We start from the raw sequence: 18,274 nt of genomic DNA on the forward strand, positions 1-18,274 counted from the left end.
GCGTCGCCGCGCCATAGGATTGCCCTACCTGGATCGACACAGTTCCACGTCAGGAGCAACGGTGCACTGGTTCGTCGAAAGCCCGCTTCTTGCTTTGTTTTTCGCGGTCGGGGTCGGAAGTCTGCTGGGTCGGATTCCGTTTGGTCCGGTGTCGTTCGGGCCGGCAGGCGCACTGTTCGTCGGGCTTGCGCTGACGGCGATCGACGGCGACATCGAAGTTCCGCAGATCATCACCAGCATCTCGCTGTGCGTCTTCTGCTACATGGTGGGCATTGCCGCGGGTCCCGCATTCGTCAACGCGATCAGGACCGGATGGAAACCTGTGCTGGTCTCGGTTGTCGCGATCTTTGCGATGGCGGGGACCGCGCTGGGTGTCGGCAATCTGCTCGGCTTCGACATCGGGACGATCGCCGGCGCGTTCTCCGGGGCCGGAACCGCCACCGCAGCGCTGGGCGCCGTGCAAGAACAACTCGCTGACGGTGGAGCCATTCCGGCGGAACCGGCGATCGGCTACGCGGTGGCCTATCCGATCACTGTTCTCCTGACGATTCTGTCGTGTGCCTGGCTGATCAGTGTCGGCCGGAGCAGGCCGAACCGCGAGGATCGCGAGAAGGTGTACCCGATCCTCGTGCGGACCCTCGAGGTGGTGGGCGATCCGGGCCTCACCGTCGCCGGCTTGTCCGCGCGATATGAAGCCGTGGTGTCGAGGCTGACGCACGACGGACGCACCGTCGTAGCGCACGACGCCGAACCCATAGCCGACGGTGATCTGCTCACCATCACTGCGCGCGAAGACGAGATCGCCCGTGTCGTCGACGATCTCGGCCGTCTCGCGGACCGCGAGCCGTGGTTCGACCGCAGTTCGATCGACTTTCGACGTGTCACATTGTCGAACCGGACCATGGTCGGTCGCCAACTGCACGAGCTACGGATGGAGGAACGGTTCGACGCAGTTGTCAGCCGCGTGCGTCGTGGCGACATCGATCTTGTGGCGACTCCAGACCTGATCCTGCAGAGTGGCGACCGTCTGCGTGTGACCGCACCGCGTGACCGCCTGGCTGAGATCACGAAAGAACTCGGCGACTCCGAACGCGGCGCTGGCGACATCAACGCGATCGGCCTGGGTCTCGGTCTGACCATCGGGCTGGTGCTGGCCTTCGTCGAGATCCCGATGCCCGGCGGGGGCACGTTGATCCTCGGCACTGCCACGGCTCCACTCATCATCGGGGTGGTTCTGGGAGCGATCGGCCGGACCGGGCCGATCGTCTGGACCCTGCCCGGCAACGTCACCAATACGCTCAACCAGTTCTCGTTGCTGATCTTTCTTGCCGCGGTGGGTATCGGTTCCGGCGCCGGTCTCGTCGACGCCCTCGGCGACAGCGGTCTGCAGCTCGTCGTACTCGGATTCTGCATCTCCGCCGCGCATGCGCTGATCTGCCTCGTCGGGCTGCGTTATCTACTGCGATTCGGGACGGCACGTTCGCTGGGCGGGCTCACCGGTTCTCAGCTGAATCCGGCGCCGTACGCGTTTGCCATGGCACGGGTGCCCGATCAACGGGTCGCCGTGGGCTACGCCGTGCTGTTCCCCGTGAGCATGATCGTCAAGGTCTTCCTGGCCCAGCTTATGGTCGTCTACTTCTGACCGTCGGTGCCCCCTCTCGGGCTCGAACCGAGGACCTGCGGATTAAAAGTCCGTAGCTCTACCAACTGAGCTAAAGGGGCTTGTTGCGCTGACGAGTGTAGCGCGACGAGAGTGACACTTCCGACTCACCCTGCACGACGATGAGGTTGCCATGGCACTCGGAAAGCGAGCGCGATGGCAACCTCATCGAAGTGACCGTTTTGGGCCGTGACCTAACGATTTGTGTATTCACGACGCCGTGTCCTAAGCTGAGTCGGCTCCCAACGGAGAACACCGGCCCCCTTCGTCTAGCGGCCTAGGACGCCGCCCTTTCAAGGCGGTAGCGCGGGTTCGAATCCCGTAGGGGGTACGCTTGCCCTCCCCTTGCGGGTTGGTGGGTAACACAACAGAACAAGGCCCTGTGGCGCAGTTGGTTAGCGCGCCGCCCTGTCACGGCGGAGGTCGCGGGTTCGAGTCCCGTCAGGGTCGCCAATGGTTTCGGTATTTCCACCGGCACCGTCCGGCCAGGTAGCTCAGTTGGTACGAGCGTCCGCCTGAAAAGCGGAAGGTCGCCGGTTCGATCCCGGCCCTGGCCACCACAAAACCACCTGGTAACAGGTGGTTTTGTCGTTTCTGGGTCTCCGCCGGGCCGGTTGACGGAGTGCGGTATCCAGGCCCGGCCGCTGCACCGCGGGATACATGAGGCGAATCCGAACAACACGCGTTGTGTGGTGATCGAGAAACCAAGCTCACGGATCGGTCAGGTGACGACACGGCCACAGTCCCGCGCCGGTCGACGGCGACGTCGTAAAGTTCACGGAATCCGGCAGAGACGATTCGCAATGGTGAGGATTCGCAGTGGGCAAGAAGAAGAGCGACAAGAGCCACGACGACGAACCCGGAGTTCCGGGTCCCATGAAGAACAAGGAGTATCTGCCGGAGCTCAAGAAGCTGCACGCGGAACTCGTTGCGCTGCAGGAGTGGGTGCGATCGACGGGCGCCAAGGTGTGCATCGTCTTCGAGGGCCGCGACACGGCAGGCAAGGGCGGCGTCATCAAGGCCCTCACCCAGCGGGTGAGCCCACGGGTCTTCCGGGTGGTCGCGTTACCCGCGCCGACCGACCGCGAGAAGTCGCAGATGTACATCCAGCGCTACGTCAAGCACCTGCCCGCCGGCGGTGAGGTCGTCATCTTCGACCGCAGTTGGTACAACCGGGCGGGGGTGGAGAAGGTGATGGGGTTCTGCACGCCGGAGCAGACGCAGCAATTCCTCACCGACGCACCAGCATTCGAGCGAGCTGTGGTCGCCTCCGGTGTCATCCTCCTCAAGTACTGGCTCGAGGTGAGTGAGGACCAGCAGACCCTCCGGTTGCAGAGCCGCATCGACGACCCTCGCAAGTATTGGAAGCTGTCGCCCATGGACCTCAAGTCCTACACCCACTGGGACGACTACTCGCGGGCGCGCGACGACATGTTCCGTTTCACCGACACCGGTTGGGCGCCTTGGTATGTGGTCAACACCGACGACAAGAAGCGGGGTCGTCTCAACGTGATCACGCACCTGCTCGGGCAGATTCCCTACACGCCGCTCGCGAAGCCCGACATCGAACTGCCGAAACGCAAAACCGGGAAGTATCAGAGTCCCGATCTCGAGCTCCGTCGAATCCCGACGCCCTACTGATCGCCATGACGCCACCCACGCCCGCAACCGGTCGGGTCGCGCCGGTTCGTCCGACCGCTGTCCTGGTGCGCAGCGCCTACGGTGCGGTGGCGGTCGAGTGGTTCCTCATCGTCGCCATCACGACCATCCTGGTGACCCGCGCCTACCTCGCGTTGACGGGATATCCCCAGGTCGGCGGCGGCAATCTGCACATAGCCCACGCGCTGTGGGGCGGCGCGCTCATGATGCTCGCGCTGATCACCGGGTGGTTGTTCCTCGGTGCAGTGCCACGTGTGGTCGCGGTGATCATGGGCGGCATCGGATTCGGACTGTTCCTCGACGAGGTGGGCAAGTTCGTCACCCGGGACAACGACTACTTCTACGGCCCGTCGGCCGAGATCATGTACATCCTCGTCGTGCTCATCCTGCTGATCAGCCGGATCGTGCGCGATGTCCGCAAACCCACCACGGCCGAGGCGCTCGCCAACGCGGCGTCGATCGCGGCCGACGGTGTGGCGCACGGACTTCCGGCCCGACGACGCGAACAGGCGACCGAACTGCTGAGCTTTGCCGAAGATCGTGGGGGCGATCCCGCGCTGGTCGCGAACATCCGGGGCGTGCTCGCGTCGAGCGCCGACACCCCGGACCGGTTGATGCAGTGGCGCGATCGAGCGATCCGGCTGGTGCCCGGGTTCCTGCGGAGTCCGCGCTGGGTCTCGATCGTCGGCTGGGGGCTGGCGTTCCTGTCGGCGGTCACGGTCGTCGCCGGCACGTTGAGCTTCTACTTCCACGAGGGTCGACGGGGCGACGTGGACATCTACCTCGAATTGAGCCGTAGTCACATCGCGACGTGGATTCTGCTGATCAGTGGCGTGATCACTCTCGCACTGACGCTGCCCGCGATGATCGCACGCCGACGTGGCGCAACGCTGTGGCCGCTGCGCTCCCTGCGGCTCGGTGCACTGGTGTTCACGTTGTCCAATGCGCTCGTCGACTTCGCGCTCGAGGGTTTCGGCGCGCTGGCGAACCTGGCGCTGGGTCTGTTCGCGCTGAGTGTGATCGCCTATCACCTGTCGCAGGCGCAGGTTGTCACCGCGGCCGGCGACCACGACAACGTGCACATGTGACGCACCGACCAGCACGTGATCAACTGAAGGAATGGACCACCTCGACCGTGCCCAAGTGACCGCTCGCATGGCTGGCTTCGAACGCCGACCCGCTCCTGCCGCCGACACCCGGCCGGCCGCGGTTGCGGTGGTCATCGCCGAACGGGATGGTGCGCAGGGCATCTGGCTGATGAAGCGACCCGCCACCATGCGACGCCATGCCGCGCAGTACGCCCTGCCCGGCGGCCGGCTCGATCCCGGTGAGGACGCGATCACCGCCGGGTTGCGGGAGTTGCACGAGGAACTGGGCATCGAGCTCGACGCGTCGTCGGTGATCGGCTTGCTCGACGACTACCGGACGCGGTCGGGTTTCGTGATGACGCCGATCGTCTGCTGGGCCGACGACGCGTTCGAACCGGTGCCCAACCCGGACGAGGTGGCCCAGATCTTCTTCGTGACGTTCGACGAACTCGGCGTCGAACCGCGTTTCTTGACGATTCCGCAGTCGCCGCGGCCGGTGATTCAGCTGCCGATAGTCGGGGCACTGGTTCATGCGCCGACCGCCGCGGTCATCTATCAGTTCGCCGAGGTGGTCCTGCGGGAGCGCCACACTCGCGTCGATGGTTTCGAACAACCCGTTTTCGCCTGGTCATAGGCGCGCAACGCCGACTGTGGTGCGGATCACATCAACTCTTTTCACGGACCTGGAATCGAATCGGACCGCGGTCCGTTTAGAGTGGTGATGGGCCGAGACGGTCCACAGACCTGACAGACCTCAAGGAGAACCACAATGACTGCAGCAACCGTCACCGCTCCGATCGCAGCCGGCACCTGGACGATCGACCCTGTCCACTCCACCGTCGGCTTCTCTGTGAAGCACCTCATGGTGAGCAAGGTCCGCGGCAAGTTCGGCACCTTCAGCGGCACCATCACCGTCGCCGAGGACGGCACCCCGTCGGTGCAGGCCGAGATCGACGTCACCTCCATCAGCACCGGCAACGACCAGCGCGACGGCCACATCCGTTCGGCCGACTTCTTCGACGCGGAGAAGTTCCCGACGGCGACCTTCGTGTCCACCGGCGTTGCTCCCAAGGGCGATGATTACGTCCTGACCGGCGACTTCACCCTCAAGGGCGTCACCAAGCCGGTCGAGCTCGAACTCGAGTTCAACGGCGTGAACCCCGGCATGGGACAGGGCCCGGTCGCGGGCTTCGAGGCCAAGACCGTCATCAACCGCAAGGACTTCGGCATCGACATCGAGATGCCGCTCGAGGGTGGCGGCGTTGTCGTCGGTGACAAGGTCACCATCACCCTGGAGATCGAGGCAGGCCAGCCCGCCGCCTGATCCCACCTGGCTCGGCTTTGTCGGCATGACCTGTCGACATCGCCGATGAGTACGAGGCCGGCACCGCGAACATCCCCGCGGAGCCGGCCTCGTCGTCTTGGGCCGTATGGCGCTGTCTGATCTGCATCGCGCTCGGTACGCTGCGACTACCAGTGAAAGGTAGGAGCAGCGATGACACGAACGCGCGGGAGACGCGCTCGTGGGTTCTGGACGCGTCTGCGTCGTCGTCGTGCCTCCCTCGCCTGGGGTCTCGACAAGGTGTCGACGCCACGAGGCTGGGCGCGCATCGGGCCGGTCATGCGCACGCGAATCGCACGCTATGCCGTGGTGGTGGCGGTGTTGGCGATCGTGGGCAGCAACGCTCTGATCGGCCTCGAGACCTTCCTGCTTGTGCAACTCGCCTACAACGGCGGGCAACTGACCTTCGAAACCACGCTCGGGGCACCCAATTTCCCCGCGGTGATCTTCGCCGTGGTGGTCGGCATGGTCATCAACGTGGTGCTCGGCGTGGCAGTGTTGCGCCCGCAGTTGCAGTGGTTCATCAGCTGCGCACCGGCCGACCATGATCGGCGTCGGGCGGTGCAGCGCATTCCACGTCATCAGGTCTTCGGCACGATGGTCGCGTGGAGCGCGGCGGTGATCTGTTACGCGCTTGCGGCCGACGACCTCACCGTCAAGACGTTGTCCGGGGTGGCGGTGGCATTCACGATGGCCGGCTGTTCCAGCGGTTGCCTCACGTATCTGTTCGCCGAGCGTGCCGCGCGTCCGATGTCGGTTGCCGCGCTCCACGATTTCCCCGCCATCCACGTCTTGCACGGTGTTCGCGGCCGGATGCTGGCGGTGTGGGCGGTCAGTTCGGCGGTCCCGATGGTCGGGCTGCTGGTCGTGAATGTCGGACGCTGGACCGGAATGCTGCCCGACGTGCAAGGGGCGGTCGACTGGACGACGGTGGTGCTGGCCATCGTCGGACTGCTGGCCGGTGCGCGCGTGATCTTCTTGGTCGGCAAGGCCATCACCGATCCGCTGACCGAGATGCGCCGGGCCGTGGAACGTGTCGATCGCGGCGACCTCAACGCGCGGGTCCCGGTGTACGACTCGTCGGAACTCGGTGTGCTGCAACATGGTTTCAACGAGATGGTGGACGGTCTCGAGGAGCGGGACCGGATGCGCGAGATCTTCGCACGGCACGTCGGCGGCACGGTCGCCGAACTCGCGATGGAACGCGGACTCGGATTGCACGGCACCAAGGCGTACGTGGGAGTGCTCTTCGTGGACATCGTCGGCTCCACGGCGATCGCGGCCGAGCGGGGACCCGACGACACCGCCCGCCTGCTCAACTCGTTCTTCGGAATCGTCGCCGACGTCGTCGACCAACATTCGGGTTTCGTCAACAAGTTCGAGGGTGATGCCGCACTTGCTGTGTTCGGTGCTCCCGTCGACATCAGCAATCCGGCGGCCGCGGCACTCGCGGCGGCGCGCGACCTCACCGACCGTCTCGCCGAGAACCTCGACATCGGCTGGGGGATCGGGGTGTCCTACGGCGAGGCGTTCGCCGGGAACATCGGCGCCGAGCAGCGCTACGAGTACACCGTGATCGGCGACCCGGTCAACGAGTGCGCCCGGCTCGCCGACATGGCGAAGACCGGTCGTATCTCGGTACTGGCCAGCGGTGCGGCGGTGCACACGGCGGGCGCCGAAGCGCAGCAGTGGCAGTTGCTCGGCACACGTGTGGTGCGCGGCCGGACCGAACCCACCGAATGCTTCGCGCCGGTCGAGGTGGTGGCGCGCACGCCGTCGGCCGGCCTGTTCTCCGGGCTGTTGAAACCGGCCCGACGACTGGTCGGCACCAACCCATTGCGATTGCCGCTCAACATGATCGGCTGGTGACGCAGGTTGCGTCGTTGACGCGGCGCGGTCTCGTCAACAGCGTGGGAAACACCACAACCGGGAGGATTGCACGTGAGTGACTGGGCGAGTGCGGACATCGAGGATCAGACGGGACGCAAGTTTGTGGTCACCGGCGCCAACAGCGGGCTGGGTGCGCAGACCGCGAAGGCCTTGGTCCGCGCGGGTGCCGAGGTGATCCTGGCCTGCCGCAACACCGCCAAGGCCGACGTGGTCGCAGCCGAGTTGGGGTCCAAGGCCACCGTCGCCCAACTCGACCTCGCCGATCTGAAATCCGTGCGCGCGTTCGCCGACGCCTTCGACGGCGCGGACGTCCTCGTCAACAACGCCGGCCTCATGGCTGTGCCGCTGAGTCGGACCGCCGATGGCTTCGAAATGCAGATCGGCACAAACCATCTCGGGCATTTCGCGCTCACCGGCCTGGTGTTGCCCAAGATCGCCGATCGCGTCGTCACCTTGTCGTCAGGTGCCCACCAGATCGGCCGCATCGACCTCGGTGATCTCAACTGGGAGAAGCGGCGCTACAAGCGTTGGCAGGCCTACGGCGACTCCAAGATGGCCAACCTTATGTTCGGCAAGGAACTGGCCGCGCGGCTGTCGGCGAGCGGCTCGCCGGTGAAGTCACTCATCGCCCATCCGGGTTACGCCGCAACCGAATTGCAGGGTCGCACGGAGACCTTCAGCGATCGTTTGGCGCGCTTGGGTAACAAATTGCCGATCGCGCAATCGGCGGCCGACGGCGCGTTGCCGACCCTCTATGCCGCAACCGTTCCCGACGTGAAGTCCGGCGAGTTCTTCGGCCCGAAAAAGTATTTCGGACTCCAGGGCCCTCCCGGGCGGTCGCGCTACAACAAGAAGGCCGACGACGTCGCCTTCCGCTACGGCCTGTGGTCGCTGTCGGAGAAGCTCACCGGGGTGACGTTCGAGATCTGAGGCCTGGCTGATCCGAAGAGTTCGGTGACCGACGCTCTGACCTGGGCAAACGCCGCAGTGCTCTGTCCCTGAAAATAGGGGAAGAACTTCTTCCCCGGGGTTCACAGTCGTCCCCTAGAAATTCCTAGGGGAAAACTCCAAGGGTAGGGGACGAGTTTTCTTCCCCTACTTTCCGCGGGTGCCGCGAGCGTGCGGCGCGTTCCGCGGAACGCGCCGATCGATAGTCGCGAGCACCCCTTGAGCGGGAAGCGTCCGCGTGCGGCGAGACGGTTTCCGAGGCCGCCGCCGAGACGCATGGTCGGCGTGTCGCGATCCAGAAACCGCGTGTCTGGTGAGAAACCCGGTGCGCACCAGCGGTTTCCGATCACGCTGGCGGTATCTGGCCAAGAATGCGGTTACTGCGACGAGATCGCGCTCTTCCCGCCTCTACGATCGCTGACAACGTCGGCGGGTGGGTCGCAGATCCGAAGAGCGCTCCACCGCGCACTGTTGTGAGTGCGAGTTTCGCTCCGGTCCCCTTACTGCAGCGTGAACTTGATCGAGTTCGACGCACCCGAGACGCCGTCGGTGACGGTGATCTTGTAGTCGCCCGCGGTCTTCAGTTGGTACGACTTCACCGCCGTACAGTCGGCGGTTTTGGTGACGGCGGCCTTCTTGGGGATCTTCGGGCCCGACAGCACGACGGACATCTTGCACTCGTTGCCGTCGATGACATTGCCGGCGTCGATGGTCGAGTTCCACTTCACGCCGATGCGGGTGTTGCGCGGGTACACGCTCGGGCTGATCTCGGGAGTCTTGTTGGGCGTGTAGACCCACACGTTGATCGACTTGACGCCGTTCGGGGCGTCGGGACGACCCAGCTTGCCGTAGTGCTGCGGCTTTTTGCTCGAGGAGCCGAGAGCAGCACTGCCGGAATCCAGGCTTCCTGACGCGCTGCCGAACGGGTCGGCCGACGATGATCCGGCGGCGACGGTGATGGCGGATGCGGCAAGCATGGCGGCGGTGATCGAAGTCAGGTACGTGCGCTTCATCGAACTCTCTCAGGTCGGTTTATAACGATTCGATTAAAGCATGCGCGTCGACGTCGGCCGCAGTTCGGTTCACCACACACCGGGCGGACGGAACTGAACACTGATCCGCGGGCCGGCTCCGCGAGCCTTGGGAACTGCATGTTCCCAGGTCCGCTGGCAGCTGCCGCCCATCACCAGCAGATCGCCCGACGACAACGTGAATCGCAGCGACGCACCGCCCGTCCGTGGCCGCAGCGCGAGGACTCGCGGCGCACCGAGTGACAGGATCGCGACCATGGTGTCGTGCGTCGCGCCACGGCCGAACCGATCGCCGTGCCAGGCCACCGAGTCGGACCCGTCCCGGTAGAGACACAGCCCGGCGGTGGCGAATCCCTCGGGTAACTCGTCGCGGTAGTGGGCGCTGAGCGCCTGCCGGGCCTCGCTGAGCAGCGGCTCGGGCAGGGGTTGATCGGCCTGGAAGGTCGCGACGAGCCTCGGCACGTCGACGACGCGGTCGTACATGCGGCGACGTTCGGCCCGCCACGGCACGTACTCGTGCAGGGCGTCGAACAGCGGCACCGACGACCCCACCCAGCCCGGCCGTAAGTCCACCCAGGCGCCGTCGGACAGGTGTCGTCGGCGTGTGGCGCCGTGCAGTTCTCTCAGGGTCGGCGCCGACTCATCGGCGTCGAACAGCGACGTCTGCATGCCGGCGGTCATGGCGCGAGCTTACCGCACGCTCGAACAATTGTGCGATAACGCACGTCAGGGAGAGGAGGGGACCTGTCGAGATCAACCAGTGGTGGACAGCGCGCGTCGGTGGAAATCGGGTCACGCTCGCTGACGTACGGGCGTGATTGGCAGCCGCAGCGCCCCGGGCGCGTGGGTCGGAACCGTCGGGTGCAGCGGCTGCGTCGGCTCGATCGGCGAGTAGACGCTGCCGAGGGGTGGACGCCGATCCAGTTCGCCGGCATTGGGCCACATCGCGAGGGCGCGTTCGGCCTGGGCGGTGATGGTGAGCGACGGGTTGACGCCCAGGTTCGCCGACACCGTCGAACCGTCGACGACGTGCAGTCCCGGATGCCCGAACACGCGATGGTAGGCGTCGACCACACCATCGTCGGCGCTGGTGCCGATCGAGCATCCGCCGAGGAAGTGGGCGGTCATCGGGATGTTCAGCAGGTCGACGACGGAGCCGCCGGGATCGCCGTCGATCTCGCGGGCCACCGCCCGGACGGCCGTGTGTCCCTCCGGTATCCAGCGCGGTGGCGGATCTCCGGCGCCCGGCCGGCTGCGCAGGATCGGCCCGAATCTGCCTCGGCGCGAGGTCAATTCGATCGAGTTGTCGACCGTCTGCATCACCAGCGCGATGATCGTGCGTTCGGACCACCGGCGCACCGACAGGCTGCGGGCGGTGGTCAACGGATGCGTGAGCATGACGATGATCGCCTTGAGGAGGCGCGGGATGCGTCCACCGCCGTCCACCAGAACCGCTTGCAAGAGCCCGATGAGGTTGCTGCCCTTGCCATATCGCACTGGCTCGATATGCGTGTGGTCGTTCGGGTGGAACGACGACGTGATCGCGACGCCGTGGCTGTAGTCGACGTCGCCGACGCTGCGCGCACTGGCGGCGAGGACGGCCTCGGAATTCGTCCGGACCACTCGGCCGAGCCGCGACGACAGCCTGGGTAGCCGTCCCCCGCGCTGCATGTCGAGCAGCAACTTGTTGGTCCCGTACGTACCGGCCGCGAGAACCACGTGGTCGGCGGTGAAAGTGTGGCGGGTTCGGCGTCGGCCGCTGCGATGGGCGTCGAGTACGTATCCGCCGCTGCCCTCGGGGGTGATGGCGTGAACCGTTGTCATGTCGATGATCTCGGCGCCCGCGGCCTCCGCGAGGTGCAGATAGTTCTTCACCAGCGTGTTCTTGGCGCCGACCCGGCAGCCGGTCATGCAGGCGCCGCATTCGGTGCAGCCGGTGCGGTCGGGGCCCGCGCCACCGAAGAACGGGTCGGCGACCGATTGGCCGGGTGTCCCGAAGAACACGCCCACCGGCGTCGGCACAAAGGTGTCGCCCGCGCCCATCTCGTCGGCGACGCGGCGCATCACCTCGTCGGCCGGGGTGACGTGCGGGTTGGTGGTGACGCCGAGCATGCGCGACGCCTGGTCGTAGTAGGGGTCGAGTTCGGTGGCCCAGTCGGTGATGGCACCCCAGTGCGGGTCGTCGAAGAACGCCGGCAACGGACGGTAGAGCGTGTTGGCATAGTTCAGCGAACCGCCGCCGACGCCCGCGCCGGCCATCACCAGCACGTCCCGCAGCAGGTGCATGCGCTGCACACCGAACAAGCCGAGCGCCGGCGCCCAGACATAGTCGCGCAGCCGCCAACTCGTCTTCGGTAGTTCGTCGTCGGCAAAACGCCGCCCGGACTCGATCACGCCGACGCGATAGCCCTTCTCGGTGAGGCGAAGTGCCGCTACCGAACCGCCGAAACCGGAGCCGACGACGACCACGTCGAAGTGCCGTGGAGTGGTTGTCACCGAACGACTTCCACGTCGTCGACGGGATCGGCCATCGGACGCGACTCGCTGCGCAGGATGTGATCGGCGGGTTCGAAAGTGGCCATGAGCCGCCGGTAGGTGCTGGTGTAGTTCGGCCACATCACCGAGTTGTGACCGGTGTCGTCGAGGTACCAGCTCGAGCATCCGCCCGAATTCCACACGGTGCCATCGAGCTCCAGGTCGAGGTGGGCGTTGTAGTGGTCTTGTGCGGCCTGCGTGACCTCGACGGTCGTCTTGTTCATGCGTCGCAGGGTGCCGATCGTGGTGCTGACGTAGTCGGCCTGGGGTTCGAGCATGAGCACGATCGAGCTGTGGCCGAGGTTGGTGTTGGGGCCGTACAGGAAGAACAGATTGGGAAATCCGTGAACGGACACACCGCGATATGCCCGGGGAGATCCGGCCCAGGTGTCGGCGAGCGTGTCGCCGGTGCGGCCTCGGATCGCCGACGCGATCGGGGGAGTGGTCGGGGTGAAGCCTGTCGCGAAGATCACCGTGTCGACCTTGTGTTCGGTGCCCGCGTCGTCGATGGCGCCGCCCGGCGTGAGGCCGGTGAGCGCGCCGGTGACGGTGACGTTCGGCCGCTGCAGCGCGGGAAACCACTTGTTGGTGAGCAGCATCCGCTTGCAGCCGATGGTGTAGGACGGCGTGAGTCGACGTCGCAACTCGCGGTCGTGCACCTGCACGCGCAGTTGGGCTTTCGCGATCGCCGTGGCGATCGGCAACAGCTTTGGGCGGCGCGCCATCAACAGGACGTAGAATTCGCGGTAGGCCCAGACGAGTTTCCGCATCAGGCGGTGGGCGGCGGGAATACGCCGGTAGAGTCCGCGTTCGAGCAGTCCTATGGACCGGTCGAGCCGCGGCACCACCCAGGCGGGTGTGCGTTGGAGAACGGTCAGGTGCTCCACCTTGTCGACGATCTCCGGGACGATCTGGATGGCCGACGCGCCGCTGCCGACGATCGCCACCCGCCGGCCGTCGAGACGATGGCGATGGTCCCAGTGCGCGCTGTGAAAGGTCGTGCCGCCGAAGTCATCTGAACCGGGGATGCTCGGTATGCCCGGCTCCGACAGCGCGCCCGGCGCGGCAACGAGGAAGCGGCAGCGGATCGGTCCGTGCTCGGTCTGTGCGGTCCACTCCTGATCGGTGTCGTTCCATGAGGCGTCGAGAAGCGCGCAGTTGTACCGGATCTCGTCGGCGAATCCTTCCGCGACGTCGCGCAGGTAGCGATATATCTCGTGCTGAGCGCCGTAGGTGTGCGACCAGTCGGGGTTGGGGGCAAAGGACAGCGAGTACAGCGACGTCGGAACATCGCACGCGGCGCCGGGATAGTTGTTCTCCCGCCACACGCCGCCGGCGGTCGCGGCGCGTTCGATGGCGAGGACGCTCAGGTCGGGATGGTCGCGTCGCAGACTGTGCAGGGCGGCGAGACCGCCGAAGCCGACGCCGACGACCAGCACGTCGACGTACACGGGGAGACGACTGAAAGCGTTCATGGGTTGAGGAGGTCCTTCCAGACGGGCAGCAGTCGGGCGATGAAGTCGCGGTTGGCGGCCGGGCCGCGCAGGATCGACGACACCGCGATGCCGCGGGCCAACTCCGCGCTGAGTGCGATCTGCTCGGGCGTGTAGAGATCGCCGAAGAGTTCGAGCGCGCCGGTGGCGATGGCGTCGGACACCTTCTGTTCCAGCGGGACCATCGCGGCCCGCAGGACCGGCTCGGTGCGGGCGGCCACCCACAGTTCGAGCGCCGCGTCGAAGAGCGGTCCGCTGAACGCCTCGAGGAGGATCTCGATGTCCTCGTCACCGGTCCGTGGTCGGGACAGCAGTTCGGTCATTCGGGCCTCGACGAGGTGTGCGACCGCCGCGACGACGAGCGATTCGCGGGTGGGGAAATGGTGCAGGAGCGCGCCGCGCGAGATCCCGGCACGCCGGTTGACCTCCTGGGTCGTGGTGCGCGCGTAGCCAACTTCGACCAGGGACTCGATCGTCGCGTCGAGCACCAGCGCGCGCGTCGCGGCGCTGCGTTCGGCCTGGCTGCGCCGTGGTCGTGGTTCAGGTTCCTCGCTCACGGTGGTGATGCTAGCGAGAAATCTACAAACAGTCCAGACTGATTGTAAGTTCGGTCCGTTCCGGGTGGCGTAGGTTGGAACCCATGCGTTTCGGCATGTTCATTCCGCAGGGTTGGCGTCTGGATCTGGTCGGCATCGAGCCGTCCGCGCAATGGCAGACGATGTCGTCGGTCGCCGGCGCGGCCGAGAAGAACGACTGGGACTCGGTATGGGTCTACGACCACTTCCACACGGTTCCGCTGCCGACCGACGAGGCGACCCACGAGGCGTGGACGCTGGTCTCGGCACTCGCGGCGACGACGAGCCGTGTCGACATCGGGCAGATGTGCACCGCGATGAGCTACCGCAATCCGATGTACCTCGCCAAGGTCGCCGCGACCGCCGATCTGATTTCCGGCGGCCGTGTCCAGATGGGTATCGGCGGCGGCTGGTACGAGCACGAGTGGCGCGCCTACGGATACGGATTCCCTTCGGCGGGTGAGCGTCTCGGGCGGCTCGACGAGGGTGTGCAGATCATGCGGCGGGCGTGGGCGGACGGTCGGGCCACCTTCGCGGGCAAGCACTACACCGTCGACGACGCGATCTGCGCGCCCCGTCCGACCAACGGCTCCATCCCGCTCTGGATCGCCGGAGGTGGCGAACGCAAGACGCTACGGATCGCCGCTCAGCACGCCGACTACACCAACTTCGACGGCACCCCCGATGGGTTCGCGCACAAATCGCAAGTGCTGCAACAGCATTGTGCCGATATCGGCCGCGACTTCGACGCGATCACCCGCTCGGCCAACTACAACGTGATCCTCGCCGAGTCGGCGGCGGAGGTCGACCGCAAGCTCGACGACCTGCAGGCGACCTACGCCAAGACCGTCGGCGACGACATGGCTGCCGCCACCATGGGCGCCTTCCGTGGCATGCCGGGGGTCGGGACGCCGGAGCAGGTGGTCGAGAACCTCACCGCGCTTGCCGCACAGGGTATGTCGTATGCGATCTGCTACTTCCCGAACGTCGCTTATGACCGCGGCGACGTCGAGTTGTTCGAGCAGCAGGTGATGCCGGCGCTGCGGTGAGCGCTCACAACCTCCGCAACCGCTCCGCCGCTTCCGCGATGACGTCGGCCCGTTTGGCAAACGCGAAGCGCACCATGTGCTGCCAGGGTGCGCGGTCGTCGGCGAAGACGCTGACCGGCACGGCGGCCACTCCGACCAGTCCGGGGAGCGAGCGGCACAGCTCGACGCCGTCGGAGTAGCCGAGTGGTCGAGGGTCGGCGCAGACGAAGTACGTTGCCTCGCTGCGGTGGACGCCGAACCCGGCATCGCTCAACGCCGCCGACAGCAGATCGCGCTGCTTCGCCAACGAAGCGGCCGACGATGCCACCCAGTCCATCTCATGTTCCAGTGCATGGGCCACCGCCGGCTGAAACGGTCCCGAACCGACGTAGGACATGTACTGCTTGGCGGTCCGGGCGGCGGCCACGAGTTCGCGCGGGCCACTGATCCAGCCGACCTTCCATCCGGTGCAGTTGAATGTCTTGGCCGCGCTGGAGATCCGCAGGGTGCGCTCGCGCATCCCGGGCAGCGTCGCGAGGGGTGTGTGCGTGCGACCGTCGAAGAGCAGATGCTCGTACACCTCGTCGGTGACCGCGATGACGTCGTGCTCGATGCAGAGGCGGGCGATCTCGGCGAGGTCGTCGTCGTGCAGCACGGTCCCGGTCGGGTTGTGCGGTGAGTTGACGATGATCATCGCGGTCTGCGGGCCGAACGCGTGGGCGAGACGGTCGCGGTCGAGGACAAAACCGGCTCCGTCGGCCACCAGCGGCACCGTGCGTCGAACACCGCCGGCCATGGCGACGGTCGCGGCGTAGGCGTCGTAATACGGCTCGATCATCACGACCTCACGGCCGGGTTCCACGAGCCCGACGACGGCTCCCGCGATCGCCTCGGTGGCCCCGACCGTCACCAGAACCTCGGCGTCGGGGTCGTAGTCGAGGCCGTAGTGGGAGCGCTGATGCGCCGACACCGCGGCGCGCAGTTCGGGCACTCCGATCCCCGGCGGGTACTGATTGCGGCCGCCGGTGATGGCTGCTTTCGCGGCGTCCAGCATCGACGCCGGACCGTCGGTGTCGGGGAAGCCCTGACCCAGATTGACCGCGTCGTGGGTGACCGCCAGCGCCGACATCTCGGCGAAGATGGTGGTGGCGAAGGGTCGCAGGCGTTCAACGGTTGCCATGGACCCAGGCTGTCATACTTGTCATTCGAGGATCCCCGCGCTATCGCGGCCTCCGGGCCTCGGATGACAGACTGGGACATCTCGCGAGTCGATCGGATGAGGAGAGTGGATGCCGCGCAGTCCGGGCGAACAATTTGCCGGCTACACCATCATCAAGCTCATCGGTCGCGGCGGTATGGGCGAGATCTATCTGGCGCGCCATCCCCACCTGCCCCGCAACGAAGCGCTCAAGGTGCTGCCCGGCGAGCTGAGCCGCGATCCTATGTATCGGCAGCGGTTTGTGCGGGAGGCCGAACTCGCGTCGAGCGTCGTGCATCCGGCGATCGTCACGATCTTCAACTCCGGCGAGTACGACGGTCACCTGTGGATCGCCATGGAGTTCATCGACGGGATCGACGGCCTCAAGTTGCTTCGCCGCCATCAGCGCGGGCTGCCGGTGTCGACTGTGATCGCGGTGGTGAGTTCGGTTGCGGCGGCCCTCGACCGCGCCCACGCCACCGGTCTGCTGCACCGCGACGTCAAGCCTGCCAACATCCTGCTGCAGGACGCGGAGGGGCCCGAGCCTCGAGTGCTGCTTGCCGACTTCGGCATCGCGAAGTCGCAGCAGGACGTCAGCAATCTCACCTCGACCAACATGTTCCTGGGCACCGTCGCCTACGCCGCCCCCGAACAGCTTCTCGGCGACCCGGTGGACGGCCGGTCCGACCAGTATTCGCTGGCGGCCACCGTGTTCGAATTCCTCACCGGGCGTCCGCCCTTCCAGGGTGCGAACTCGGCGTCGATCATCGCCCATCACCTGAACAGCTCGGCGCCGCACGCGAGCAGCGCCCGCCCGGAGATCTCGCCCGCCGTCGACGACGTCCTCGACCGCGCGCTCGCGAAGTCGCCGTCCGATCGGTTCGAGTCGTGTCGGGCTTTCGCGTCGGCCCTCGAGAAGGCGCTGGCCTCGCCCGCGGCGAGCAGCACGCTGCCTCCGCCCCCGCCGCACCGTCCGGCGCCGGCGTTGCGCAAACCCCCGCCGCCGCCACCTCAGCAGGCGCCGATGGGTGGTCAACGGCCAGGTGGTCCCCCGCCCGGTCAACCCCCGCCGACCCCCGGCTATCCGTACCCGATGGGCGGGCCGCCGCCGAGTGGGCCGATGGCGGCCCAGCCGCCGAGCGGGCCGTTCAGTGCGCCGATACCGGCCCAACCCGAACGCGGCTCGGGCGTCCTCATCGGCCTGAGTGTGGCCGCGGTGGTGTTGTTGATCGCGATCGTCGCCGGCGTCATCTACGTCGGCAAATCGATCTCCGACGCCGCAGACAAGGCCGACACGACATCCGACCGCACTGCTGCCACGACGGTGCGCGACGGCACCACCGTTGTGCCCGACGGAAACCCGGCGACCCGAACGACTGATTCCTCACCACAGCCGATCACCGGTCCGTCCGAGATCACGCCCGGCGAATGCCTCGCCATCGCCACCCAGCCGGGGTCGGCGGGCACCGTGCTCGCGTCGAAGGTCGATTGCGATTCGGCCGGCCTGAACTTCTACGCCGGCGAGGTCATCGCGTCGAGTGCGTCGTGTTCGAGTGACAAGAGCGCGATCATCACTTTCCCGTCGTCGAATCAGAAGCTCTGCCTCACACCGAATTTCATTCAGTCACTGTGCTACCAGGTGCCGACGAACGGCGGCTCGCTCGCGGACTATCAGGAGGTCTCCTGCTCCGGCCCGGCGGGCGCGAACACGACATTGGCCAGGGTGACCCGGCGTTCGGATGCATCGATCTCGTGCGAACCGGCAGAGTCGCGGTGGACCTTCTCCCGGCCACAATCGATCGGTTACTGTCTCGCCGAGGTGTGATC

At 66.3% G+C, this 18,274-nt stretch carries 15 protein-coding genes and 4 tRNA genes; 12 read left to right on the forward strand and 7 right to left on the reverse strand.

Annotation, left to right across the window (positions count from 1 at the left end; all coding sequences use genetic code 11):
* The first annotated feature begins 61 nt into the window (after positions 1-61).
* Positions 62-1,642 (forward strand): aspartate:alanine exchanger family transporter, encoded by a 1,581-nt coding sequence (locus ACWDTF_RS08460; protein ID WP_240860157.1) that lies wholly within the window; start codon positions 62-64, stop codon positions 1,640-1,642.
* Between the two features lie 7 nt (positions 1,643-1,649).
* Here the strand turns inward: ACWDTF_RS08460 and ACWDTF_RS08465 are convergent.
* Positions 1,650-1,722: transfer RNA gene (locus ACWDTF_RS08465), tRNA-Lys, on the reverse strand.
* A 196-nt stretch (positions 1,723-1,918) separates the two neighbouring features.
* Here ACWDTF_RS08465 and ACWDTF_RS08470 point away from each other — a divergent pair.
* From ACWDTF_RS08470 to ACWDTF_RS08510, 9 genes are all read left to right on the forward strand, one after another.
* Positions 1,919-1,991: transfer RNA gene (locus ACWDTF_RS08470), tRNA-Glu, on the forward strand.
* A gap of 45 nt (positions 1,992-2,036) precedes the next feature.
* Positions 2,037-2,113, forward strand: a tRNA-Asp gene (locus ACWDTF_RS08475).
* 30 nt (positions 2,114-2,143) lie between these two features.
* Positions 2,144-2,220, forward strand: a tRNA-Phe gene (locus tag ACWDTF_RS08480).
* 259 nt (positions 2,221-2,479) lie between these two features.
* Positions 2,480-3,301, forward strand: coding sequence for a polyphosphate kinase 2 (ppk2, locus tag ACWDTF_RS08485; RefSeq protein ID WP_374246951.1), 822 nt, complete (start codon positions 2,480-2,482; stop codon positions 3,299-3,301).
* Positions 3,302-3,306: 5 nt separating this feature from the next.
* Entirely contained in the window at positions 3,307-4,407 is a 1,101-nt protein-coding gene (locus ACWDTF_RS08490) for a hypothetical protein (RefSeq protein WP_240857723.1), read from the forward strand.
* Positions 4,408-4,438: 31 nt separating this feature from the next.
* The gene (locus ACWDTF_RS08495; protein WP_374246949.1) at positions 4,439-5,041 is read left to right on the forward strand and encodes an NUDIX hydrolase; all 603 of its coding nucleotides are present in this window, start codon (positions 4,439-4,441) and stop codon (positions 5,039-5,041) included.
* A 135-nt stretch (positions 5,042-5,176) separates the two neighbouring features.
* Positions 5,177-5,731, forward strand: a complete 555-nt coding sequence (locus tag ACWDTF_RS08500) for a YceI family protein (protein ID WP_355278297.1) — start codon at positions 5,177-5,179, stop codon at positions 5,729-5,731.
* A 171-nt stretch (positions 5,732-5,902) separates the two neighbouring features.
* On the forward strand, positions 5,903-7,618 hold the full coding sequence (locus ACWDTF_RS08505) for an adenylate/guanylate cyclase domain-containing protein (RefSeq protein WP_355278294.1): 1,716 nt from the start codon (positions 5,903-5,905) through the stop codon (positions 7,616-7,618).
* A gap of 72 nt (positions 7,619-7,690) precedes the next feature.
* A complete protein-coding gene (locus tag ACWDTF_RS08510) occupies positions 7,691-8,569 on the forward strand; it encodes an oxidoreductase (protein WP_240857719.1) in 879 nt (292 codons plus the stop codon).
* Positions 8,570-9,087: 518 nt separating this feature from the next.
* On the opposite strand, the gene ACWDTF_RS08515 is transcribed toward ACWDTF_RS08510, so the two are convergent.
* The 5 genes from ACWDTF_RS08515 to ACWDTF_RS08535 form a co-directional block, all read right to left on the reverse strand.
* Positions 9,088-9,600 carry a hypothetical protein gene (locus ACWDTF_RS08515; protein ID WP_240857718.1) on the reverse strand — a complete coding sequence of 171 codons (513 nt, stop codon included), beginning with the start codon at positions 9,598-9,600 and terminating at the stop codon, positions 9,088-9,090.
* 69 nt (positions 9,601-9,669) lie between these two features.
* Positions 9,670-10,299: an alpha-ketoglutarate-dependent dioxygenase AlkB gene (locus tag ACWDTF_RS08520; RefSeq protein WP_240857717.1), complete on the reverse strand. Its 630-nt coding sequence runs from the start codon at positions 10,297-10,299 to the stop codon at positions 9,670-9,672.
* Between the two features lie 111 nt (positions 10,300-10,410).
* Positions 10,411-12,114, reverse strand: a complete 1,704-nt coding sequence (locus ACWDTF_RS08525; protein ID WP_449754274.1) for an FAD-dependent oxidoreductase — start codon at positions 12,112-12,114, stop codon at positions 10,411-10,413.
* Entirely contained in the window at positions 12,111-13,628 is a 1,518-nt protein-coding gene (locus ACWDTF_RS08530; protein WP_449754275.1) for a flavin-containing monooxygenase, read from the reverse strand. The genes ACWDTF_RS08525 and ACWDTF_RS08530 overlap by 4 nt, the downstream gene beginning before the upstream one ends.
* Positions 13,625-14,203, reverse strand: coding sequence for a TetR/AcrR family transcriptional regulator (locus ACWDTF_RS08535; protein WP_240857714.1), 579 nt, complete (start codon positions 14,201-14,203; stop codon positions 13,625-13,627). Before ACWDTF_RS08535 ends, ACWDTF_RS08530 begins: the two co-directional genes overlap by 4 nt.
* Before the next feature lie 83 nt (positions 14,204-14,286).
* Between ACWDTF_RS08535 and ACWDTF_RS08540 the strand changes: the two genes are divergently transcribed.
* Complete coding sequence (locus ACWDTF_RS08540) at positions 14,287-15,270, forward strand: LLM class F420-dependent oxidoreductase (RefSeq protein WP_240857713.1); 984 nt, start codon at positions 14,287-14,289, stop codon at positions 15,268-15,270.
* 4 nt (positions 15,271-15,274) lie between these two features.
* Here ACWDTF_RS08540 and ACWDTF_RS08545 read toward each other — a convergent pair whose 3' ends face one another.
* Positions 15,275-16,429, reverse strand: a complete 1,155-nt coding sequence (locus tag ACWDTF_RS08545) for a pyridoxal phosphate-dependent aminotransferase (protein ID WP_449754276.1) — start codon at positions 16,427-16,429, stop codon at positions 15,275-15,277.
* A gap of 109 nt (positions 16,430-16,538) precedes the next feature.
* Here ACWDTF_RS08545 and ACWDTF_RS08550 point away from each other — a divergent pair, with 109 nt between their 5' ends.
* Positions 16,539-18,272 carry a serine/threonine-protein kinase gene (locus ACWDTF_RS08550; RefSeq protein ID WP_355278279.1) on the forward strand — a complete coding sequence of 578 codons (1,734 nt, stop codon included), beginning with the start codon at positions 16,539-16,541 and terminating at the stop codon, positions 18,270-18,272.
* Positions 18,273-18,274 lie beyond the last annotated feature (2 nt).

Source organism: Gordonia sp. NPDC003422 (assembly GCF_053588675.1).

Coding starts and splice junctions, on each gene's coding strand:
- ACWDTF_RS08505 (WP_355278294.1), top strand. CDS start 5,903: ATGACACGAACGCGCGGGAGACGCGCTCGTGGGTTCTGGACGCGTCTG.
- ACWDTF_RS08515 (WP_240857718.1), bottom strand. CDS start 9,600: ATGAAGCGCACGTACCTGACTTCGATCACCGCCGCCATGCTTGCCGCA.
- ACWDTF_RS08550 (WP_355278279.1), top strand. CDS start 16,539: ATGCCGCGCAGTCCGGGCGAACAATTTGCCGGCTACACCATCATCAAG.
- ACWDTF_RS08490 (WP_240857723.1), top strand. CDS start 3,307: ATGACGCCACCCACGCCCGCAACCGGTCGGGTCGCGCCGGTTCGTCCG.
- ACWDTF_RS08545 (WP_449754276.1), bottom strand. CDS start 16,429: ATGGCAACCGTTGAACGCCTGCGACCCTTCGCCACCACCATCTTCGCC.
- ACWDTF_RS08500 (WP_355278297.1), top strand. CDS start 5,177: ATGACTGCAGCAACCGTCACCGCTCCGATCGCAGCCGGCACCTGGACG.
- ACWDTF_RS08520 (WP_240857717.1), bottom strand. CDS start 10,299: ATGACCGCCGGCATGCAGACGTCGCTGTTCGACGCCGATGAGTCGGCG.
- ACWDTF_RS08495 (WP_374246949.1), top strand. CDS start 4,439: ATGGACCACCTCGACCGTGCCCAAGTGACCGCTCGCATGGCTGGCTTC.
- ACWDTF_RS08530 (WP_449754275.1), bottom strand. CDS start 13,628: ATGAACGCTTTCAGTCGTCTCCCCGTGTACGTCGACGTGCTGGTCGTC.
- ACWDTF_RS08540 (WP_240857713.1), top strand. CDS start 14,287: ATGCGTTTCGGCATGTTCATTCCGCAGGGTTGGCGTCTGGATCTGGTC.